The sequence below is a fragment of the Anabaena sp. WA102 genome, from assembly GCF_001277295.1.
Taxonomy (GTDB): Bacteria; Cyanobacteriota; Cyanobacteriia; order Cyanobacteriales; family Nostocaceae; genus Dolichospermum; species Dolichospermum heterosporum.
Genome location: NZ_CP011456.1, coordinates 124,713 through 146,685 on the forward strand (window position 1 = coordinate 124,713; position 21,973 = coordinate 146,685).

Sequence of the window (21,973 nt, forward strand, 5' to 3'; positions counted from 1 at the left end):
AAAAAGAATTTGGTAAAAGGTAAGAAATTACCAATTACCAATTAAGTAGTGAGACAGAATTAATTAAGTAGTGAGACAGAATTAATTACACAATGTTATTGGGAATGGAACGAAGTGAAATGAAGCAATCGCAAGGGTTGTGATTGCTTCCCTTCGCTCGCAATGACTGTAAATATTTTTGTCCAATTACTTACACAATGTCATTGTGTTAGCGTAGCGTGGCGTTAGCCATAGGGAACGAAGTGAAATCGAGCAATCGCCAGGGTTGTGATTGCTTCCCTTCGCTCGCAATGACTGTAAATATTTTTGTCCAATTACTTACCCAAAATTACGCTTTCTTTAACCAGCTAAACATGGCACGTAAATCTTTACCAACTGCTTCAATAGGATGTTCTGCTTCTTGACGACGCATAGCAGTAAAACCAGGTTTACCAGCTTGGTTTTCCAAGACAAATTCCCGCGCAAATTGTCCAGATTGGATTTCGCTGAGGATTTTCTTCATTTCCGCTTTAGTTTGGGCGGTGACAACGCGAGGACCGCGAGTATAATCACCATATTCGGCAGTATTAGAAATACTATCGCGCATGGTGGCTAAACCACCTTCTACGACTAAATCAACAATTAATTTGACTTCGTGCAGACATTCAAAATAAGCGAGTTCTGGTTGATAACCTGCTTCTACTAGGGTTTCAAAACCGGCTTTGATTAAAGCACTCAAACCACCACACAATACTGCTTGTTCTCCAAACAAGTCGGTTTCGGTTTCTTCCCGGAAGGTAGTTTCCAAAATACCGGCGCGTGTACCACCAACACCTTTAGCATAGGCCATTGCGCGATCGCGTGCCTGACCAGTGGCATCTTGATAAACTGCAAATAACGCAGGTACACCTTGTCCTTGTTCGTAGGTACGACGCACTAAATGTCCAGGTCCTTTAGGCGCAACCATGACGACATCAACATCAGCAGGGGGTACAACCTGTGCAAAATGGATATTAAAACCATGTGCAAAAGCTAAAACGTTTCCGGCTTCTAAATTGGGTTCAATTTCGTTTTTGTAAATTGTTTTTTGGACTTCATCTGGTAATAAAATCATGATGAAATCAGCAGCTTTGGCAGCATCAGCCACATTTTTAACTGTCAAACCAGCAGCTTCGGCTTTGGCTGTGGACTTACTGCCGGGATATAATCCGACAATGACGTTTACACCGCTATCTTTGAGATTCAGCGCATGAGCATGACCTTGTGAACCATAACCAATAATAGCAACGGTTTTACCTTTTAAAAGGTCTAAATTAGCATCTTCATCATAATACATACGCGCCATAGAAGCATCTCCTGTTTATAAAGGCTGTCATGAAATTGGCAGACTTATGATTGTATCGCAAATCGGACTATCAGATCCCCGACTTCTTTGAGAAGTCGGGGATCTGTAGATACTTTTATTTTTTTTTCAGAAGTTCAAGATAAACAGAAATAATTGTGATAATTTTGATACAAATTTGTTAAGAATAGTTACAGCCCTGTAATGGAAGGAAATATTTTTTATGGTTGATCTAGCTGACAAGAAACCGGTTCATCAAGTCGTGATTATTGGTGGTGGCTTCGGTGGATTGTATGCCGCTAAGTCTATGGCTAAGGCTAATGTACAAATCACGCTGATTGATAAACGCAATTTTCATCTCTTTCAACCACTGCTGTACCAAGTCGCTACAGGTTCTTTGTCCCCAGCGGATATTTCCTCTCCCTTGCGTTCTGTTCTCAGCAAGAGCAAAAATACAAAGGTGCTGTTGGGTGAAGTGAATGATATTGACACTACCGCCCAAAATGTGATGGTAGGCGCGGAATCTGTCCCCTACGATACTTTAATTGTGGCTACAGGGGCGAAGCATTCCTATTTTGGGAAGGATAACTGGGAAGAATTTGCACCGGGTTTAAAGACTGTAGAAGATGCCATTGAGATGCGTCGGCGGATATTTTCAGCATTTGAAGCGGCTGAAAGCGAAAGTGATCCGGTAAAACGCCAAGCTTTGTTAACTTTTGTAATTGTTGGTGGTGGTCCAACTGGGGTAGAATTGGCGGGAGCGATCGCTGAATTGGCAACTAAAACCCTGACAGAAGATTTCCGCAACATTGACACCTCAGAAACCAGAGTTTTATTGTTAGAAGGTTTAGATCGGATTCTTCCCCCTTTTGCCCCCGAATTATCCCACACAGCGGAAACATCATTAAAGGCTTTGGGCGTAGATGTGCAAACCAAAACTTTGGTAACACATATTGAAAATGATATTGTGACGATTAAGCAAGGTGATGATGTCAAAGAAATTGCAGCAAAAACTGTGTTGTGGGCTGCGGGTGTGAAAGCCTCAGCAATGGGGAAAGTTTTGACAGAGAAGACGGGAGTTGAGAGCGATCGCGCTGGTCGTGTTATAGTTGAACCAGACTTAAGTATTAAAGGATTTCCCAACATCTTCGTAGTTGGTGACTTAGCAAATTTCGCCCATCAAAATGATAAACCTTTGCCGGGAGTTGCACCAGTCGCCATGCAGGAAGGCGAATATGTAGCTAAACTCATTCAAAAACGTTTGAAAGGTGAAACACTACCCCAATTCAAATATGTGGATAGAGGTAGTTTAGCAATGATTGGGCAACACGCCGCAGTTGTTGATTTAGGATTTATCAAACTCAGAGGTTTCTTGGCGTGGTTTGTTTGGTTATTTATTCATATTTACTTCTTGATTGAATTTGATAATAAGTTAGTTGTGATGATTCAATGGTTGTGGAGTTATTTTACCCGCAATCGTGGCGCGAGATTAATTACAGGTAAGGAAACCATTGCCCCTGTACCAATTGTAAATAGTGATAATCACACGCCAGTTATCACAAAAAAGCCGTTAAATGTGTAGTTGGTAGTTTGTTCACTCGTTTCACTCGTTCCCAGTCTCCGACTGGGAATGCCCTCTAGAGACTCTGCCTCCCATAATAACTTGAAATCAAAAACTTATAGTGTGTACGAAAGATTAGGTGATGATGGTTTGACAACTTGGCATCCAGCATTTTTAGCCTTGGGTGAAACTTTCGTCTCATTCCCAGTCAGAGACTAGGAACGAGCTTAAGTTGACACATATCAGGTTATTTTCTCCTCAAATTAACGGCTGATAAATATCCTCAGAAGCCGGATTAAGATAGGGATGCTGCACATCAATCAAATTTCTGGCAAAGTGTTGGTTAATTAATTCTATTCTTTCTTCTAAAGCATTTTTACCCTTTTGCCAAGATTCTAACAGCGCATTGGCAACAATTTGACAACGGTTCATCCCAAAACTTTCTTGAGGAGCAAATTTTTGATTTGGTTCTTCGGCTAACCCTAATCCCGGTGCTAAAAATTTTGTAAATAAGGGAATTTCTGGCTGAAAGTAAGCTTGATGTTTTTGATAAATATCTTGAAGAATATTCCGAATTGTGGGGTAATCTTGGCGGTTAAAATGCAGCACACCTCCATCATAACGCTGATATGCTGCGGGATTATAAAGAACTTGGAAACTAAAGGCAATTGCCACATTATTCAAGGCTTTGGTTAAGCTATCCATGAGGACAATTGCCCCGGATGATGTCACATGAAAATAAATTCGTCCTCCTCCTAAATCAGTATTTTGGGGAGATTGATTTTCTATTGCTGTATTACTTACTGCCACATAACAGCCATTTTGCAAGCGATTTTTAGGCATCCATATTGCTATTAATTCCCCCACTTTAGGGGACTTTTTCCGGGGTTGCAGATGACATTCTGGCTCAATATATAAGGTTAATCCATCCTTATTTACAGCCATACTACCATCAGGTTCAATTCTCAAAATCTGCCAATCTGGTTCATAATGACCTGTACCATGATTGCTATGATGTAGTTGTTCATAGAATTCTTCATCTACACCTAAACTATTATTTTCTAGGAAATTTATCTGAGATTGACAATTACTGTTTGTGGCTAAGACTGTTTGTAGTGAACCATTGTAATAAATACCATAGAGGAAATTTCTCAACAGTATATTCAAATATTTCTGTTTTAAAGAAGGTGAGTTTTGTTGAAACCTGTTTGCTATATTTGTGGGTAAGGCAAAAGGTTGATAATTGGGATGGTAAATACAAAAATTAGGTTCAATCTGGATATTATTGGCAATATCGAATAATGAATTGAGAATTTGATTGGTAGAGTCATCAAGCATTAATTTGTTTTGCACCTCAAATTTTCGGAAAATATATGGGAAATATCAGGTTTAGATGAGGCTGTATGGCATAATATTTCCAAGAAAATCGACCGCAGATAAACGCAGATAAACGCGGATAAGAAGGGATGAGTTCATGGATTTTATGATTCTGTTTAGCCTCACAATATGATGGAATCATTATTACTAACAACCGCGTAGACGAGTTTTTTCGTAATAAAGACGCACTAATTGTTGTTCTTTATGGGGTTGAGGAAGTTTCTGGAGTGTGGGGACAGATTGGAGGATTTCTGCGGCGGAGATGCCAAAAATCGTCAATACTGCCTGTTCTGGCACTGTTAAGAGGCTTTTAGCAACTTCGAGCATACACAGATTACTATTATCAAAGGATTTTTGGGATTCGATTCTGTGTTGAATTTGTTGAATTAATGCTAAACCTGCAAACTTAATTACCCGCAGAATGAAGTCTTGATGATATTCTAAAATCATGGGAAAAGCATCAAGATAAGCCTGAATTAAAGCTAAGATTGAAGGCTGTATTGCTTCTAGAGGAATCATGGCTAAATTTAAAGATTCTTCTAGGTCTAATGTTGGATCTACTACTAGGCTAGACAGCCACACGCCTAAATAACTGGCTAATAAGTTTCCTAAATCAAAAGCTGGATCTCCCCAACCGCAAGCTTCCCAGTCAATTAATTTTGTCAAGCAGTTATCTAGCTGTTCCCATCGGGAATGAACTAGAATGTTGCTTAATTGTAGATCATTGTGAGTTAAGCAAGATGGTTTCCAATCATAAGCTAAGTCAGCGATCGCTGATTCTAAACTTTCGTAACGCTGATACAGGAGATGAAATTGTAGTGCTTCGGTGGGAATTGTCCCAAATGTGTCTGGATTTATTGAGGGTATACCTTGAGCAGGATTGTAAAAATTATAGCGAAACTGTCCTGCGGGGGCAGTGGACATAAAATCACGATACTCACGTTTATTAAACGTGGCTCGGTGTAATCCTGCTAACGTATTACCAATCGCGCTGGCGATCGCTGTGGGGAACATACTACTCTGTTGATAAAATTTTCCTAACTCCACATATTCGCTGAAGTAGCTCCGCACCAGAATAGAATTCTCTTCATCAAAATGTAACAATGATAATGCGATCGCTCCAATATTACCAATCACTGGAAATTGCTGTAATAGTTGATGAAACAGCCATTCATTAAAGAGTTCATGGCAATTTTGCTCATTATTAATGTGACGTTCTTGTTTAATTAGCAGTTGGCGATTATCTGCCAGGATTACCAGTAAATTCCCATTTTTCTTGCTATTTTCTGGCAATACAGATTTATATGCAGCGCCATCTTCCGCGCTACACAGTCCTGCCTTGTGCAGATACTGGATAACATTTTGAGAAGACAGTGATAACAACATGAATTATTTCCTAGTTATTTAAATGGCTAAAGAATTACCGCAGTCAATATTGAGGTGGCTGTAGCAGTTCTTAAGTTAATGGTAAAAAATTTACGAACCATTGCTACTATCTACTAATATCCCATTTGTGTCAGAAAGACCTGCCAAAATGGCAATATTAGCTATTTTTCTACTTTCAAGTCTACGGAAGAAACTATAAAATCTTTACAATATCTGTAGTAGAGCTTTGCACCTTGAATCAAACATTACTGTTGCCAAAATAATTGCTGGTACATATCCAGTGAAAACAACGGTTACTTACATTTGTCAGTGATCCATGTTTCCTGTATGTATGTTAGCAATTTATCCTGACAATCAGTATTAGTTTACTTTTGTCCCCAATCCCCTCTAGTATAATATATAAATGGCTACACTTGTATTCCTGTAGGTATAAGAGTCAGGAGTCCAGGAGGTAGGAGCGCACGCTTCGCTATCAGGAGTATGGCTAACGCCACGCTACGCTATCAGGAGGTAGGGGCGCAGGGCCTGCGCCCATTCAGGAGTTCAGGAGAAAGAATTGGAGGGAGGCAAGAATAATATAAATTAGACACAAGTAATAGGACAGAATTAATTACACAATTGATTTTTCTGTTCCCTGTTCCCTGTTCCCTGTTCCCTTTTAACCAGTTGATTGATGGATCATCTACCAATGCTGACGGCAAATACTATATCTTATACAGCGGTGCAACTTTTACAACGCCAAGCTGCCTCTCTTTTACTGTACCAATCTGTCCTAGACAGCGACGTAGGCAGAGCGTTTCTGAATTTATTACAAACCATCCGTTATACTGATGCAGATGGGCGAGATTGCCTCCAGGCTTACGGTAGTTATTTCCAAGCTTTAGCCAACAGTCATCAAACCTGGGAAGAATATCTGATTCAGCAAATTCTGACTGCGGATAATCCTTTTAGCAAATTGGCACAACGAGAGGAGTTTAGGCAATTACCCTCGGCTTTAGTAGTGGCTGTGCAACATGATTTGCAAATATTACAAAGTTTATATGAATGTAATAGTGCAGTTTTAAGTGAGTGGGTACAAATGGCGACGCATTTACCGATTTCTCCTGTGGTTTGGTATCAAGAACCGGAAACCCTAGCAGGAGAAACGGGTTTAATGGTATCTCTTCCCCTGTTGGCAAATTGGGGTGATGCAGTAGCAGATTTAGCCGCTTATTATCAGCAATATGGAACTGGTTCATTTGCCCAATATAGAGCTTTCCGTTGGCAAAGTGGGCAGTTAGTTGGTATTACTTGTCCTGATGCGGTAAAACTGTCTACATTAGTGGGTTACGAGTGGCAAAAAGATGCTTTAGTCAAAAACACAGAGTTCTTATTGTCAGGCGAAACTGCATTGCACGTTTTACTGTATGGTAGTCGTGGTTCAGGTAAGTCTTCTTTAGTTAAATCTTTATTAAATGAATATAGTCATCGAAACTTGCGCTTAATAGAAGTTTCTAAGTCAGAATTGCCAGATTTACCAAAAATTGTCGAATTGTTGCGAGGTGTTCCCCAAAAATTTATTATTTTTGTAGATGATCTTTCCTTTGAAGAAGATGATAATAGTTTTAAAGCAATGAAAGTTGTTTTAGAGGGAAATGTAACTGCCAGACCGGAAAATGTAGTTGTATATGCTACGTCTAACCGTCGCCATTTAATCCGGGAATATTTTACTGATAGACCAGCCCCCAAGGATAACAATGAAGTTCATGGTTGGGATACAATGCAAGAAAAGTTGTCTTTTAGCGATCGCTTTGGTCTAACATTAACTTTTGAAGCCGCAGATCAAAAAACCTATTTACAAATAGTCCAGCACCTAGCAGCAAATATTAATATTTCTCCCGAAGATTTAGAATACAAAGCTTTACAATGGGCAACCCGTCATAATGGCCGTTCTGGCAGAACCGCAAGGCAGTTTATTGACTTTTTAAAGGCAGATTTAGCTGTATTTGGTGAAAATGTGAGGAATAATGACGTTAATTACTAATAATTCTAACAACTTGGCTACCATAAAACCTAGTAAGATACAACCAACTATAGTTAGTCATCGAGTCGTACTAGGAATAACCGCTTTTAGTGTCAGTTTTGGTTTAAGTCTTGTTCCTAATTGGGATATTTCTAGAGCCTTTTTTACGGGAATAATTACGGTATTAGCTACTTATGCAGCCGCATTTCTCGTTGATAAACGGCGAAGAAATGATGAGTGGAAAATGATTGGTTCTCTCCAAAGACGGATTCGAGATATAGAAGGGTTAAAATCGCGTATTCTCAAAGAAATACACCAATTAGAAGAATATAGAAATTTATTGTATGCAGAAACTCAGCAGTTAGAAAACCAAATTGGAGATTGTCGTAGTCAAAGAGATAGTTTACATCGAGATATCGGGACATTTGCGGCTCAAAAAAAGCAAATTGAAGCCGAAATTTATAATCTTAAAAATGAATTTGCACATTTAGAAAATAGTAATATAGAACTAAATAATAGTTGCAATAATTTGATTGCAGAAAAGCGACGATTAGAACTAAATTGTCACGCCTCCCGTGCTGAAATCAACCAAATTCAACCTCAAATTGATACAATCAAACAGCAGAAAAAAGAATTAGAAAATGATGTAATTTTGTTAGAAAGACTTAAACCACAACTAGAAGAAAAGCTTTATGAACTACGAATAGAAATTCAAAATCAAGAACTGGAAATTACTAAACAAAATAATCTACTAGTAGAAACAGGTATAACTAGAAATAATCTGGAAAATACGCTCAAATCATTACAGAATAAGACATTAGAACAAAAAACGGAAGTTAATCAACTACAAAATCAAATTTCTGTCTTACAAGATGAACGGGATTTATTACAAAATCAAGTTTGGGAATTACTTCAACAAGTGGAAACAATCAATCCCTCAACATTGCCCGATAATGAAGAAAATAATTTAGATTTGTTTCCTTTTGATGAATTATTAGAACCATTAGATCCAATAAAGGGGAAACATGATCACACCGAAAATTTACCAGCAAAATGGAATAATTTTTTCAACCATCTCCCCGGTTATGAAATTCAGGTTTTGAAAGCCATACTGGAACAAGACAACCCCAAAGCTACTATTAAAGAAATTGCTGAAGCTAATATTACTATGCCCAATCTTTTGATTGATGCTATTAATGAAATAGCTAGTAATACGATTGGTGAATTAATTATTGAAACCAATACTGAAGTTCCTGAAATTGTTGAAGAACATTTATTAAATGTGAAAACAATGATTACTAAATATTCAGAAATCAGTTACAGCAGAATTCAGGAGTAAACCTGGCTTTGTGTATAGGTTTCAATTGAGATTTTGTACCTAAAAATGATTTAAGGCAGAGTCTTTGAGAATTCATTCCCATACAGAGTATGGGAACGAGAGAAATGAGAAATTGAGAACCGGACAAGGTAATCACAATATTAATTGATCGTGAAATTCAGATTTTTGGGCGCAGGCCCTGCGCCCCTACTTTTGCTATGATGCTGCTTAGACATCAATTAAAATGTTGCCTGCTTCCACTTTAATAGGATAGGTTGGTAAGGTTTTTTCCGAGGAAACCATTGACAGCAATTTACCAACTACGGGTGGGAAGGGACACCAAGTTTTTACTTCTCCATTACCCAAGTCAAATGCACTGCGGTGGAAGGGACAAACTATCGCCCCATCTTCAATTTTTCCTTTCTTCAAAGACATTTTTAAGTGAGGGCAGGTATCATCTACAGCATAAAGCTGATTTTCGTGGTTTAAGAGTAAGATCTTGCGATCGCCCACTTTGACTACTTCCCGCGCACCAGCAGCCAGTGCGTTAGCAGCTAAAACTTGAGTCCAAGCCATGAGATTCTCCTTATTTTCAATAGACCTGTTCTTAGTTTCTCGCAATTGTGTCTTATGCGATCGCTAATAAGTACCTGTGCAAAATTTATTGAACATTTTCAAAATCACTAAACCCATCAATTTTGTAGGGGGCCAACCCCTGTGGTTGCCCCAAATACGGGGGTAGGGGCGCAGGGCCTGCGCCCAAAAGTCTGACTGCCCCCAGAAGAGTACCTAAAATTGAGAAATTTAGATTTAGGCAAACTCAATCGTGTTGACAAAATCTAAAATAGCTTTTCTCATTTTCTTCGCCTCTTCCTTCACAGAACGAGATATTTCACCATTTAAAAAGCTGCGTTGACTACTAACTATATACAAACATTCATTATTGACAAAAGACAGCAATCCTCTATAGGCATCTAATCTTATGCCATTATTGCCATTAGTTTCCTGCTTGGATATAGTTGAACCTTGAGGCATATTTACTAATACATAGTAATAAGTTTCTAAAGTATCTTGCCAATATTCTTTATATTTCACTTCCGCCGTAGGAACATGAGAAATAATGGCTTGAGGGACATATTTATCCACCAAAACTCTATGCAGATATACCTCATCTTCTTGGGATTCTAGATCATCAATTTCTTCTAGGGAGAGAGGATAATAATCAATTCTCAGTAAAGTCCCAGTATCGTCCGAAAAACTCACCATTCCTTCCTCAGTTTGCAGTGTTCCTCCCTGTTCAGAATTTACAGGAATAGGAACTATAAAGTTACCCAAAGGTGATTGATAAAATTGTTCACCAGCTTCATTGAAAATAACTGCTTCATATTCTTCCTCGACATATTCCTCCTCATCCCCAGCTTCTATTGAGGCAATTATCTCTTTGATAATTTCTTCTGCTTCTTCATCATCCAGTTCTAAAGCTATTTGTAGTTGTTTCAGAAAAACCTTTTTATTTGCCGGGATAATTAAATTTTCCGCATCTAAAAGCATAATCACTCCAGCCGCAAAACCATCTAAAACTGCCTCACCAGAAATCGCCGCATTAGCAGCATTAAACAAAGAACCTAATCCCACCTCTCCGGCAATTTCTATGAGTCTATCCACCGTTTCTAGCATTTCTTCTTCTGAGTATTCATCAAATATCTCAAACTCCCAAAGAATATCAGCTAAACTTTCGGCATCTATGTCTTCACTGCCAGAATCAACTATTGTTGTAATTACAGCGATTGCCGCTACCGCTTCTTGTGCATTTAATGATTCTTTGATCGTCTCTTTCGATTTGAAAATATAATCATACTTTGTCATAACTTCTATCTCCTCAATTAATTTGTTGTTTGTACTCAATTACTAGGTTGAGAAATCCGGGTTTCAATATCTTCCAATGTCCGCAATAATAGGCGATTTGCCTGTAATTGCCAACCCCATTTCTGAATCCTAAAGGCTGCTACAGTCCCCCCAATAGCTGCTAATAAGCCAATGGGTTGATTCAGGGAAATACCCAATAACAAACCCAAACCAGCAATTCCCCAAAATGGCAAAGCTACGGTTTGTCTTTGCTCTTCCACAATTTCTGCAATTTTACCAGATGGTATTGTAGCTAATAATGTCGCTTTTAGTTGCCTCTGTTCTGCTAATGGTACTGATAGACTAATCTTGCGGCGGAGTTTTTCCATTTTGCGGGCATCAGTGCTATACTCCGTAAGTTCATCTTCTGCCATTTTTAGCAGTCGTTCTAATTGTGACATAGTAGATTAAGTTTTTTGACTGTATTAGAGCTATTATTCTATATTTGTGGACAACAAGATCCCCGACTTCTTAGAGAAGTCGGGGATCTAACTCGAAAAACCCCTGAAGAACATCATGAAAAAAACTTGGTTTCGATTAGGCATAATAAGCATATTTCTACTTTCCTTGAGCTTACGTTTTTGGGGACTAAGCCGATTTAATACTTTAGTATTTGATGAAGTTTATTTTGCTAAATTTGGTAACAACTATCTGACCCATACACCATTTTTTAATGCTCATCCACCATTAAGTCAATATCTGATTGGGTTAGGGATTTGGATGAGTCAATACATTCCTATTGGTCGAGATACTGTCAATAGTCTCACAGATTCTTTATTATCTCCTTGGAATTATCGGTGGGTAAATGCGCTCACTGGTTCATTAATTCCCGTAATCGTGACTTTATTAACTTATCAATTTAGTTATCGTCATCGGTTTGCTTTGTTAGCAGGATTTTTTACAGCCTGTGATGGATTATTTTTAGTAGAATCTCGTTATGCTTTAAGTAATGTTTATATAGTTATCTTTGGTTTACTCGGACAATGGTTATTATTGTTGGCATTAGATCAGCAAAAACAAAACCGTTGGTTGTGGTTAATTCTCTCTGGTATTAGTTTTGGTGCTTCTATTGGTACAAAATGGAATGGTTTATGGTTTTTAGCGGGTGCTTATGGTGTATGGATAGCAGCCTGGATAATTCGCTGGTTGCAATATGAAGATCATCCATCTCGTAGTCCATTATTTTCTTGTTTACGGTTTTTTAATTCTGCCAATGATTCCCCAACGGATACTATAAAATCACCCTTGCAAAATCTGACAAAAATAAATATTTGGCAAATGGGTTCTTATTTAGGAATTATTCCCGCAGTTATTTATAGTCTGATTTGGATTCCTCACCTCCAACTAGATAAAAGATATGGATTTATTGAAGTTCATAAACAAATTTTACACTTTCATCTGCAATTAGGTGGTAATAGTCCTAGCGTTCATCCTTATTGTGCTGCATGGTATAAATGGCCATTGTTAACTCGACCAATGGCTTATTATTATCAAACTGCTCAAAGTACCAAGGATTCCTTACCTGTATTTGGACCGCCCTTACCTGATGGTGCTGGTAAAGTAATTTATGATGTTCATGCTATGGGGAATCCTTTTCTATGGTGGTTTGGTTTAGCTGCAATGATCTTTCTAATTGGTATGGTAATCATCACAATTACGATGCCGATAATTGAAAAAAAGCGGTTATTTATCCCGAAAAATCTCGGCGTTGATACTTGGATTGGCTTATTTTTAGTCATAAATTATGGGGCTAATCTCCTCCCTTGGGTGGAGGTAACAAGGTGTGTTTTTATCTATCATTATATGTCTGCGGTTGTATTTACATTTATAGCGATCGCTTGGGTTGTTGATCAATGTCTGCTGAGTTATTATCGGCAAATTCGGGCAGTAGGTGTGACTATAACTTTTATCATTGTCGCTGCTTTCATTTTTTGGATGCCTATTTATCTAGGTTTACCTATCTCTCCTGATGGTTATAGAATGCGGATGTGGTTTAGTTCTTGGATTTGATAGAAATTTCTTAATATATATACACAAATCCTGTAGCTTCAATCATGTAAATTTTTACATTTCTTATCTATATATTTGGTGACAGCTAGTTCTTCTGTGTAAGAATATTAGGTAAGGGCAACTATAACTGTGGGCTTTGCCACTATCAGAGGTACTGAATCGAAAAGAATTTTTATAGGTGTGAGGAGTTTAGATTAAACCTACAGGTTTTATGCTCCAAAATTATAGGGAAAGGGTTTTATGGATATCAATGTCAAGCAGCAGCATATTAATATCACCAGCTTAAAAGAAGCACCAATACATTTGGTTAGTGAAATTCAGCCTCATGGGGTTTTGTTAGTCTTACAAGAGCCAGATTTACAAATATTACAAGTTAGTCAAAATACTTTCAGCACTTTTGGCATATCGCCAGAAGATATGCTGCAACAGGAATTAGAAGATTTACTAGATCCTTACCAAATCCAGAAAATTAAATTTTGGTTGTCAGAAGAAAATCTGGATTTTATTAATCCTACAAAAATTTGGATTAGGAAACAGGGGGATGAATATACAATATTTGATGCCACTTTCTATCGTAACTCTGAAGGATTTTTAATCTTAGAATTAGAACCTACAGCATCTCAAGAAAATATTCCTTTCTTGAGTTTTTATCATTTAGCTAAATCCTCAATTAATCGCTTAGAAAAAAGTAAAAGTCTCCGTGATTTCAGTCAAATAATTGTGCAAGAAATCCGCAAAATAACCGGATTTGACAGAGTGATGTTATATAAATTCTGTGATGATGGACATGGTTCTGTGATTGCTGAAGAAAAAATAGCTACTTTAGAGTCTTATTTAGGATTACATTATCCAGAATCAGATATTCCTCAGCCAGCACGACAATTATTTCTAGAAAATTCTATTAGAGTTATTCCCGATACAAATATTCAATCATCAGCCGAACTTTTCCCTAGAATTAACCCAGTTAGCGGACAACCCATTGATTTAACTAATTCAATTCTCAGAAGTGCTGCACCATGTCATCTAGAATATTTACATAATATGGGCGTGGCTGCATCTTTGACAATTTCCTTAATTAAGGATCACAAACTTTGGGGTTTAATTGCTTGTCATCATCAATCACCCAAATATGTTTCCTATGAATTACGAAAAGCTTGTGAATTTTTAGGAAGAATCATATTTTCAGAAATTTCTGGCAAAGAAGAAACTGAAGATTACGACTATCAGCTAAATTTAAGCCATATTCAATCACTATTGGTTGAATATATGTCTCAAGAACCGAACTTTATTGATGGTTTAGTCAAAAATCAAATAAATCTGCTCAATTTAACTAATGCTGAAGGTGCAGCCATCTATTTTGGTGGAAAATATACTCTGATTGGTAATACTCCTCAAGAAGAAGAATTGAATTTTTTAGGAGAATGGCTGAGAAACAATGGAGAAGACGAGGTATTTTTCACTGATTCTTTACCGCAAATCTATCCAGACGCGATTAGCTTTAAAAATGTTGCGAGTGGTTTATTAGCTATCCCCATTTCTGGGAAAAATTATGTATTATGGTTTCGACCAGAAATGATTCAAACTGTGAATTGGGGTGGAAATCCCCATCAGGCTTTTTCAGTTGATGAATCCGCAGGAAATGTCCATTTGTCTCCCCGCAAATCATTTGATTTATGGAAAGAAATAGTTCAATTAACATCCTTACCCTGGCAAAATGTAGAAATTCAAACTGCATTAGAATTGCGAAAATCAATCATTAATATTGTCCTCCGTCAAGCTGAAGAATTAGCTCAATTAACTGAAGATTTAAAACGTTCTAATGCAGAATTGAGAAAATTTGCCTATGTCGCTTCCCATGATTTGCAAGAACCATTAAATCAAGTAGCCAATTATGTGCAACTTTTGGAAATGCGCTATGAAGCAGAACTAGACGCAGATGCAAAAGAATTTATTGGTTATGTTGTCGAAGGTGTAATTTTAATGCAGACGTTAATTGATGACGTACTCGTATACTCCAACGTAGATACATTAGGAATTACTTTTCAAGTTACGGCAGTCGAAACAGCTTTAAATCGAACCTTGAAGAATTTACGTCAACGCATTGTGGAAACCGGCGCAATTATTACCCATGATCCCTTACCCGCAGTTATGGCTGATGAAACACAGTTAATCCAGCTATTTTTGAACCTCATTGGTAACGCGATCAAATTCCACGGTAGTCAATCACCAAGGATTCATATTAGTGCGAAAAGATTGGAAGATGAATGGTTATTTTCAGTTCAAGATAACGGGATTGGCTTAGATCCGCAATTTAGCGATCGCATTTTTACTATCTTTCAACGTCTACACACCAGAGATAAATATCCGGGTACAGGAATAGGTTTGGCTATTTGTAAGAAAATAATTGAATGTCATCGTGGACGAATCTGGGTAGAGTCACAACTCGGTCGGGGTGCGACCTTTTACTTTACAATTCCCGTCAGAGGTTGTGATCATGAGCGTCAAAATGGCAGAAACACACAAAATTATCTTTTTAGTGGAGGACAATAAGGCTGATATTCGTCTCATTCAAGAAGCATTAAAAACCAGTTTATTACCTCATCAAGTAATCACAGTTAGGGACGGTGTAGAAGCTATGAATTACCTCCATCAAGAAGGAGAATATGCTAACGCACCACGTCCTGACTTGATTTTATTAGACTTAAATTTACCCAGAAAAGATGGTAGAGAGGTATTAGCAGAAATTAAATCCGATCCTCAACTCAAACGCATTCCCGTCGTCATTTTAACAACCTCAAAAAATCAAGATGACATTTTCCATAGTTACGACTTACACGCTAATTGTTATATTACCAAATCTCGTAACCTGAGTCAATTATTCCAAATCATCCAGAGTATTGAGAAATTTTGGTTTTCTACCGTTACCTTACCATTAGAATAAAACTACCGAATCAGGAGGTAGGGGCGCAGGGCTTGCACCCACTCAGGAGTCAGGAAGAAGAAAGAATCAGGAATAATAGTTTTTTACTTTCTGGCTCTTACTGTAAATTTTATATCTCCTACAAGTGGATACTACTACATTCAATATATCCTTGAAAACTAATCTAATCAAAGTCTATTTAACCAAGAACTCGCAAAAGGTAAAACCAGGAAATGATTACCGCAACTTCCACACTAAAAATCCTCTTAATTGAAGATAACTTAGCAGAAGCCAGGTTATTGCAAGAGTTTATTAAACTCACAAAATCTCAAAATTTTGGTTTAGTTCACGTCCAAAGACTTCAAGACGGAATCAAACAATTAAATAGCCAAAAATACGACGTAATTTTATTAGATTTGACCCTTCCTGACAATCAAGGATTATCTTCCATCCCTCAGTTTTTACAGTGACTTTGCCGATAACAAAATAGATCCCCGACTTCTTAGAGAAGTCGGGGATCTAGGGGATCTGGTTATTATTAAACTACAGCTTCGACTTTTTCCTTCACAGGTACATAAGGTTTTTCCGCACCTTGGGCTAAATACGCAGCTAATTGACTTTCGATTTCATCGCGGACAATTTGCCGATATTCCATAAAATGCTCAATGTGGGCGCAGGTAGAAACGTATTGTTCGATTACCTTGGGATTATGCTTGAGAATGCTAAACAAATGATGCCAGAATTTCCAGCGAGTTTGTCGTTTAAATCCTTGTCGCCAAATTACAATTAGTAAGGCTCTGACAACTACCCATTCTGGTGTTTTTGCCGGTGCTGTCCACTTGGGAGAACCCAACATCATAAAACAGCGATAGGTGCGATCCAAGTAAGCAGCCGGGTCATATAAAGCACAGAAGGCTTCCACATATTCCCTAGCCAATTCTTCTAGGGGACGGGTAGGAATAAAATTCATCAATGTGGTTTGATTGATGTTCCCGTCTTGGTTTTCTCGCAATCTGCCTTCTTTGGTTAAACGATGCCACAGCGCAGTATTGGGTAACGCCTGTAACATTGCAAAGGTAGTAGAAGGAATAGCTGCGAGTTCGGCAAAACGGACAATGCGATCGCCTGCACCCGCTTTTTCACCATCAAAACCAATAATAAACCCAGCCATTGGCCGCAGTCCAGCCTTAATAATGGTTTCCACCGACTCAGTTAAGGAACTGCGAGTATTTTGAAACTTCTTAGTTAGTTGTAAACTATCTTCATCTGGGGTTTCAATCCCCAAAAATACCGCTTTAAAGCCACAATCAACCATCAACTCCATCATTTCTTGGTCTTGCGCCAAATCAATGGAAGCTTCGGTGTCAAAATTGAACGGATATTGATGATCTTCCATCCAAACTTTTAACTCTTTCAGCAACAACTTCACATTTCGCTTGTTGCCAATAAAGTTATCATCCACCATAAACACACCCCGCCGCCAACCCAAATCATAGAGATAATCTAATTCGGCTAACAGTTGTGCAGGTGTTTTAGTTCGGGGTTTGCGTCCATATAAAACAATGATGTCGCAAAATTCGCACTGGAAGGGACAACCCCGGGAAAACTGCACCGACATCATATCATAGGCATTAAACTCTAATAAATCAAAGCGGGGAATAGGTGTACTGGTAACATCAGGTTTTTCAGCAGCCCGGAAAACTCCCGATTTTTCTCCCCGTTGCACAGCTTCCACAAACATGGGTAAAGTCAGTTCCCCTTCATCAAGAATCAGGTAATCTGCCCCTGCTGCTTCGACTTCATGGGGTGTAGAGGTAGGATAAGGACCACCCAAAGCCACCAGCTTACCGCGTCTTTTCGCTTCCCGAATTTGCTCAAGTAAGTCTTGTTTTTGGACAATCATGGCGGAGAAAATCACCATATCTGCCCATGCCCATTCTTCCTCAGTAGCAGCGCGGATGTTACGATCTACAAGCTTAAACTCCCACTCTTGGGGCAAAATTGCCGCTACCGTCACCAAACCCAATGGTGGCAACAAAACCTTTCTGTCAACTAGCGCCAGAATTTTCTCATAAGACCAAAATGTACTTGGAAATATTGGATAAACTAGCAAAACACGCATAGTATCACCCCTCACGATTTATTTGTGATCTAACTGTAACTAAAATTCAGACTAATTGACTTTTTTCTCAAGCCTGTTGTATGTGAGAATGTCAGAATCAAGATGTCCAGGATTTAAGGATTTACAGGATGAAGACAGTAATTTTCTCACTAATTACGTATCATCACTTGTGTAAACCTCGACTTGATACTTCCTTCCCATTCCAAAATTACTCATGTTTTTTCTCTGTGTTCTCTGTGCCTCTGTGGTTCGTTATTAAAAATTTAGGTAATTTAATAGTAGGATAAGAGTAACTAGCAACTTGGGTGAAGATAATTTTTTATGGATAGTACAAGTTCGGAAAATATTAAATCTAAATATAAGCTAGGTCAGTTTGTTCTGGGAAAAGTAGAATTTCATACACCCTTTGGCGTTTTTGTCAATATTGATGATTCTTTAGCAAAGGTTAGTTTCAGGACGCTCGATTTTACGTCATGCTGGTACATGGGTAGGGGAAATTAAATTTCAACTTTCAAAACTTTGACTAAGAAACCCCATTTATCTGCTGCTTCCTCAATAATTTTTGCTGTTGGTTTACCAGCACCATGTCCTGCCTTCATGTCAATTCTAATTAATACAGGTGCATCACCACCATGCGCTGCTTGTAAAGCCGCAGCAAATTTAAAACTGTGAGCAGGTACTACACGATCATCATGATCTGCTGTAGTAATTAACGTAGCTGGATAAGCTGTTCCCGGCTTCAGATTATGCAAAGGTGAATAAGCATATAAAGTTGCGAATTCTTCTGCGTTTTCTGAAGAACCATATTCAGCCACCCAAGCCCAGCCAATGGTAAATTTATGGAAGCGCAACATATCCATAACGCCTACTGCGGGTAGGGCTGCACCAAACAAATTAGGGCGTTGTGTCATGCAAGTACCCACCAATAAACCACCATTACTACCTCCACCAATAGCTAATTTTCCAGGTTGGGTGTAATTATGGGCAATTAACCATTCAGCCGCAGCAATGAAATCATCAAAAACGTTTTGCTTTTGCAATTTCATTCCTGCTTGATGCCATTCTTCTCCATATTCACCACCACCACGTAAATTAGGAACAGCATAGACTCCTCCCATTTCTAGCCATATTAAAAGGCTAACAGAAAAACTTGGTGTTAAGGAGATATTAAACCCACCATATCCATAGAGGTAAGTAGGATTGTTACCATCTAATTTAATTCCTTTTTTGTGAGTAATAAACATTGGCACTTTTGTACCATCTTTACTTGCATAGAAAACCTGTTTTGTCTCGTATTCATCAGCATTGAAATCTACTTCTGGCTGACGGAAAAGTTCACTCTTACCTGTTTTCATGTCATAACGATAAATAGTTCCAGGGGTAGTAAAGCTGGTAAAACTATAAAATGTTTCTGTATCATACCGTTTACCACTAAATCCGCTGGCTGCACCAATTCCGGGTAATTCTACTTCTCGAATAAAATTACCTTTGAGATCAAATATCTTAATTTGGCTATGGGCATCTTGTAAATAATCAGCCACAAATTGATTATTTAAGACACTGACACTTTCTAATGTTTCTACTGCTTGAGGAATAATTTCTTGCCAATTTTCGGGAGTTGGTTTTCTCGTGTCAATGGCAATAACTCTACCTTTTGGAGAATTGAAATCTGTGCGAAAGTAGAAAACATAATCGTCATTATCAATGAAGCTATAATTTGCTAAAAATTGGTTAATTAGTTCGATGACTTCAGAATTTTGATTTGTTAGATCCTTGTAAAAAACTAAGTTTTTGGAGTCAGTTCCTAGCCAGATTGAAATTATCAAATATTTGCCGTCTTCCGTGACATTCCCAGTAAAACCCCATTCTTTTTCATCAGGACGATGGTAAATTAAGATGTCTGTTGATTGGGGTGTACCAAGTTGATGATAATAAAGTTTTTGGTAATAATTAACATCTTCTAATTTGGTTTTTTCATTTGGTTCATCATAACGACTGTAGAAAAACCCTTGATGATCATGAGTCCAAGAAGCACCGGAAAATTTAATCCATTGGAGATGATCTTGTAAATCTTCACCTGTGGCAATATTTCTAACTTTCCATTCTTGCCAATCTGAACCAGAACTAGATAAACCATAGGCTAAAAGTTGACCATTTTCACTGATGGAAATTCCTGAAAGGGCAATTGTACCATCTTCTGAAAGTTGATTAGGATCAAGTACAATTCTTGGTTCTGCATCTAAAGTTGGCAGAGTATAGAGGACACTTTGATTTTGCAGTCCATCATTTTTGAAATAAAAGTAACTTTCACCTTCTTTAAAGGGAGTTCCATATTTTTCATAATCCCAAAGTTTTGTTAGCCGCTGTTTGATTTTTTCTCTGGCAGGAATTTCGTTTAAATAGCTAAAGGTAACTTGATTTTGGGCTTCTACCCAAGCTTTTGTTGCTTCTGTATCCGGGTCTTCTAAGGCTCTGTAAGGGTCGGCGATCGCCATTCCGTGATAATTATCCACCTGCTCACTTTTGCTAACAGTAGGATAGGTCAGAGGTTGGTTAAAGTTAGACATAAATTTAGGATAAATTGTACTAAATTGCTAATACCAATTTTATATGAGTCCGCACAAAATCATCAAATCTGTTAATTCATCTGCGTTTATCTGCGGTCAATTATTTCTGATCTCTGATTCTATGCAGATTCATCTTAATTTGGTATAAATTAATTAATAACATAAAAAAGCCATTATTTGCAATATTGACTCGTTCTCAAACAAGAAAGATAAGAATGTTACTAACTGAAGGTATCGCTGAGAATTTATTCATCTCTTCATGATTTTGACAGAATCACTAAGTAGGTTGGTGTTGAAAATTGTCGTTGGGGCAAGGGAACAGGGAACAGGGAACAGGAAGAGAGTTTTGAGTGATTTTACTTTTCTTCACATACCTTTAAATTTTTCTGTTCACCTACTTAAGTAGGTTGGCGTTGAAAATTGTCGTCATAGCAAGGCAAGAGGCAAGAGTAAAGAAGTTTTCAGCGATTTTACGTTTCTTTACACAGTTTAGTTTTATTGTATTCACCTACTTATCTTTTTGCGACCAAATAGCATTATGATCAATAGCGATTAATTTGTGTAACCTGGAGATAAAATTGGCGGTAATGCAAAAATTCGCTCAATCTGTAGCTTTGATGCCACCAGCAAAAATTTTTACTGTGGGACTATCTTTCTCTCTGGTAACGGGACTTTATGCTTGTGGTAAGGGAGAAAATTCTGGTATCAATCTTAAAAATTTCAATATTGGTGCTAATGTAACACAGATTCAAGAAATTACCAAAAAAAATCAGGACACGACAGTTTACATTCAAGGTAAAGTAGAAAAGTATGCTCCATTAATCAAGAAAAAATCATATCAAATTAACGACTCAACTGGGAAAATTTGGGTAATCACTAATCAGGGCAATTTCCAAGTCGGAGAACAGGTAGTATTGAAGGGTAATGTTCAGTATCAAAGTGTCCCTTTGGCTGGTAGAGAATACGGTGAAGTTTATTTAGAGGAAAAGTAATTTATGAACAGTCAACTAGCTTATGTAGCCGTTGCCATTCTCTATCGAGAGAATAAGTTTTTAATGCAATTACGGGATAATATTCCTAATATTATAGCTCCTGGTTGTTGGGCTTTATTCGGTGGACATATAGAACCAGGAGAAACTCCAGAAATAGCTGTTCAGCGCGAGGTTGTCGAAGAAATTGGTTATGAGTTGACTGATTTTACAAAATTTGGAATTTATAGCGATGAAAAAGCTGTGCGTTATGTATTTCAAGCACCATTGTTAGTCCCAGTGAGTCAACTTGTACTTTCTGAAGGGTGGGATTTAGATTTATTAACAGCAGCAGATATTGACAAGGGTGAATATTATTCTCAAAAAGCCGGAGATATTAGACCTTTAGCAACTTTACCTCAGAAAATTATGCTGGATTTTATCAAAACTCTATAGTCTGATAATCCGATTCACAAACTTTTTGAGTTTTCCAGACATTTTGCCAAAATTATATTA

The 21,973-nt window shown here is 37.8% G+C and carries 17 protein-coding genes; 9 read left to right on the forward strand and 8 right to left on the reverse strand.

From position 1 onward, the window contains the following. Positions 1–328: 328 nt before the first annotated feature. Positions 329–1,324, reverse strand: a complete 996-nt coding sequence (gene ilvC / locus AA650_RS00415) for a ketol-acid reductoisomerase (protein ID WP_053537531.1) — start codon at positions 1,322–1,324, stop codon at positions 329–331. A gap of 220 nt (positions 1,325–1,544) precedes the next feature. Between ilvC and AA650_RS00420 the strand changes: the two genes are divergently transcribed. After that, entirely contained in the window at positions 1,545–2,903 is a 1,359-nt protein-coding gene (locus AA650_RS00420; protein WP_053537532.1) for an NAD(P)/FAD-dependent oxidoreductase, read from the forward strand. Positions 2,904–3,140: 237 nt separating this feature from the next. Here the strand turns inward: AA650_RS00420 and AA650_RS00425 are convergent, their stop codons facing one another. Beyond that, complete coding sequence (locus AA650_RS00425) at positions 3,141–4,220, reverse strand: T3SS effector HopA1 family protein (protein ID WP_053537533.1); 1,080 nt, start codon at positions 4,218–4,220, stop codon at positions 3,141–3,143. Positions 4,221–4,406: 186 nt separating this feature from the next. Next, complete coding sequence (locus tag AA650_RS00430; protein ID WP_039205325.1) at positions 4,407–5,645, reverse strand: aminoglycoside phosphotransferase family protein; 1,239 nt, start codon at positions 5,643–5,645, stop codon at positions 4,407–4,409. Positions 5,646–6,318: 673 nt separating this feature from the next. On the opposite strand from AA650_RS00430, the gene AA650_RS00435 reads away from it, so the two are divergent. Together AA650_RS00435 and AA650_RS00440 are read left to right on the forward strand one after the other, a co-directional pair. Beyond that, the gene (locus AA650_RS00435; protein WP_039205324.1) at positions 6,319–7,668 is read left to right on the forward strand and encodes an ATP-binding protein; all 1,350 of its coding nucleotides are present in this window, start codon (positions 6,319–6,321) and stop codon (positions 7,666–7,668) included. Further along, positions 7,652–8,986: a tellurite resistance TerB C-terminal domain-containing protein gene (locus AA650_RS00440; protein ID WP_053537534.1), complete on the forward strand. Its 1,335-nt coding sequence runs from the start codon at positions 7,652–7,654 to the stop codon at positions 8,984–8,986. The genes AA650_RS00435 and AA650_RS00440 overlap by 17 nt, the downstream gene beginning before the upstream one ends. Positions 8,987–9,193: 207 nt before the next feature. Here AA650_RS00440 and AA650_RS00445 read toward each other — a convergent pair whose 3' ends face one another. From AA650_RS00445 to AA650_RS00455, 3 genes are all read right to left on the reverse strand, one after another. Beyond that, positions 9,194–9,541: a Rieske (2Fe-2S) protein gene (locus AA650_RS00445; RefSeq protein WP_027403443.1), complete on the reverse strand. Its 348-nt coding sequence runs from the start codon at positions 9,539–9,541 to the stop codon at positions 9,194–9,196. A 234-nt stretch (positions 9,542–9,775) separates the two neighbouring features. After that, positions 9,776–10,831 (reverse strand): tellurite resistance TerB family protein, encoded by a 1,056-nt coding sequence (locus tag AA650_RS00450; RefSeq protein ID WP_053537535.1) that lies wholly within the window; start codon positions 10,829–10,831, stop codon positions 9,776–9,778. Positions 10,832–10,866: 35 nt separating this feature from the next. After that, positions 10,867–11,271, reverse strand: coding sequence for a hypothetical protein (locus tag AA650_RS00455; RefSeq protein WP_027403445.1), 405 nt, complete (start codon positions 11,269–11,271; stop codon positions 10,867–10,869). A 115-nt stretch (positions 11,272–11,386) separates the two neighbouring features. Here AA650_RS00455 and AA650_RS00460 point away from each other — a divergent pair, with 115 nt between their 5' ends. The 4 genes from AA650_RS00460 to AA650_RS00475 all read left to right on the forward strand — a co-directional run bounded on the left by AA650_RS00460 (position 11,387) and on the right by AA650_RS00475 (position 16,270). Next, positions 11,387–12,880: a dolichyl-phosphate-mannose--protein mannosyltransferase gene (locus AA650_RS00460; RefSeq protein ID WP_053537536.1), complete on the forward strand. Its 1,494-nt coding sequence runs from the start codon at positions 11,387–11,389 to the stop codon at positions 12,878–12,880. A gap of 240 nt (positions 12,881–13,120) precedes the next feature. Continuing rightward, a complete protein-coding gene (locus AA650_RS00465; RefSeq protein ID WP_053537537.1) occupies positions 13,121–15,430 on the forward strand; it encodes a sensor histidine kinase in 2,310 nt (769 codons plus the stop codon). Further along, entirely contained in the window at positions 15,375–15,821 is a 447-nt protein-coding gene (locus tag AA650_RS00470; protein WP_027403448.1) for a response regulator, read from the forward strand. Before AA650_RS00465 ends, AA650_RS00470 begins: the two co-directional genes overlap by 56 nt. A 212-nt stretch (positions 15,822–16,033) precedes the next feature. Further along, complete coding sequence (locus AA650_RS00475; RefSeq protein ID WP_053537538.1) at positions 16,034–16,270, forward strand: response regulator; 237 nt, start codon at positions 16,034–16,036, stop codon at positions 16,268–16,270. A 68-nt stretch (positions 16,271–16,338) separates the two neighbouring features. On the opposite strand, the gene AA650_RS00480 is transcribed toward AA650_RS00475, so the two are convergent. Further along, a complete protein-coding gene (locus AA650_RS00480) occupies positions 16,339–17,922 on the reverse strand; it encodes a B12-binding domain-containing radical SAM protein (protein WP_053537539.1) in 1,584 nt (527 codons plus the stop codon). Positions 17,923–18,419: 497 nt separating this feature from the next. Further along, positions 18,420–20,489, reverse strand: a complete 2,070-nt coding sequence (locus AA650_RS00490) for a prolyl oligopeptidase family serine peptidase (protein WP_053537540.1) — start codon at positions 20,487–20,489, stop codon at positions 18,420–18,422. A gap of 587 nt (positions 20,490–21,076) precedes the next feature. On the opposite strand from AA650_RS00490, the gene AA650_RS00495 reads away from it, so the two are divergent. Together AA650_RS00495 and AA650_RS00500 are read left to right on the forward strand one after the other, a co-directional pair. Then, positions 21,077–21,481 carry a hypothetical protein gene (locus AA650_RS00495; protein WP_053537541.1) on the forward strand — a complete coding sequence of 135 codons (405 nt, stop codon included), beginning with the start codon at positions 21,077–21,079 and terminating at the stop codon, positions 21,479–21,481. Positions 21,482–21,484: 3 nt separating this feature from the next. Next, complete coding sequence (locus AA650_RS00500) at positions 21,485–21,913, forward strand: NUDIX hydrolase (RefSeq protein WP_027403453.1); 429 nt, start codon at positions 21,485–21,487, stop codon at positions 21,911–21,913. The last annotated feature ends 60 nt before the right edge of the window (positions 21,914–21,973 follow it).

What these genes read in the sequence shown, in the direction of transcription:
- AA650_RS00495 (WP_053537541.1), top strand. Translation starts at nt 21,077, where the DNA reads ATGCAAAAATTCGCTCAATCTGTAGCTTTGATGCCACCAGCAAAAATT.
- AA650_RS00420 (WP_053537532.1), top strand. Translation starts at nt 1,545, where the DNA reads ATGGTTGATCTAGCTGACAAGAAACCGGTTCATCAAGTCGTGATTATT.
- AA650_RS00465 (WP_053537537.1), top strand. Translation starts at nt 13,121, where the DNA reads ATGGATATCAATGTCAAGCAGCAGCATATTAATATCACCAGCTTAAAA.
- AA650_RS00460 (WP_053537536.1), top strand. Translation starts at nt 11,387, where the DNA reads ATGAAAAAAACTTGGTTTCGATTAGGCATAATAAGCATATTTCTACTT.
- AA650_RS00480 (WP_053537539.1), bottom strand. Translation starts at nt 17,922, where the DNA reads ATGCGTGTTTTGCTAGTTTATCCAATATTTCCAAGTACATTTTGGTCT.
- AA650_RS00470 (WP_027403448.1), top strand. Translation starts at nt 15,375, where the DNA reads ATGAGCGTCAAAATGGCAGAAACACACAAAATTATCTTTTTAGTGGAG.
- AA650_RS00440 (WP_053537534.1), top strand. Translation starts at nt 7,652, where the DNA reads ATGACGTTAATTACTAATAATTCTAACAACTTGGCTACCATAAAACCT.
- AA650_RS00450 (WP_053537535.1), bottom strand. Translation starts at nt 10,831, where the DNA reads ATGACAAAGTATGATTATATTTTCAAATCGAAAGAGACGATCAAAGAA.
- AA650_RS00445 (WP_027403443.1), bottom strand. Translation starts at nt 9,541, where the DNA reads ATGGCTTGGACTCAAGTTTTAGCTGCTAACGCACTGGCTGCTGGTGCG.
- AA650_RS00490 (WP_053537540.1), bottom strand. Translation starts at nt 20,489, where the DNA reads ATGTCTAACTTTAACCAACCTCTGACCTATCCTACTGTTAGCAAAAGT.
- AA650_RS00475 (WP_053537538.1), top strand. Translation starts at nt 16,034, where the DNA reads ATGATTACCGCAACTTCCACACTAAAAATCCTCTTAATTGAAGATAAC.
- AA650_RS00435 (WP_039205324.1), top strand. Translation starts at nt 6,319, where the DNA reads ATGGATCATCTACCAATGCTGACGGCAAATACTATATCTTATACAGCG.
- AA650_RS00455 (WP_027403445.1), bottom strand. Translation starts at nt 11,271, where the DNA reads ATGTCACAATTAGAACGACTGCTAAAAATGGCAGAAGATGAACTTACG.
- AA650_RS00430 (WP_039205325.1), bottom strand. Translation starts at nt 5,645, where the DNA reads ATGTTGTTATCACTGTCTTCTCAAAATGTTATCCAGTATCTGCACAAG.
- AA650_RS00425 (WP_053537533.1), bottom strand. Translation starts at nt 4,220, where the DNA reads ATGCTTGATGACTCTACCAATCAAATTCTCAATTCATTATTCGATATT.
- AA650_RS00500 (WP_027403453.1), top strand. Translation starts at nt 21,485, where the DNA reads ATGAACAGTCAACTAGCTTATGTAGCCGTTGCCATTCTCTATCGAGAG.
- ilvC (WP_053537531.1), bottom strand. Translation starts at nt 1,324, where the DNA reads ATGGCGCGTATGTATTATGATGAAGATGCTAATTTAGACCTTTTAAAA.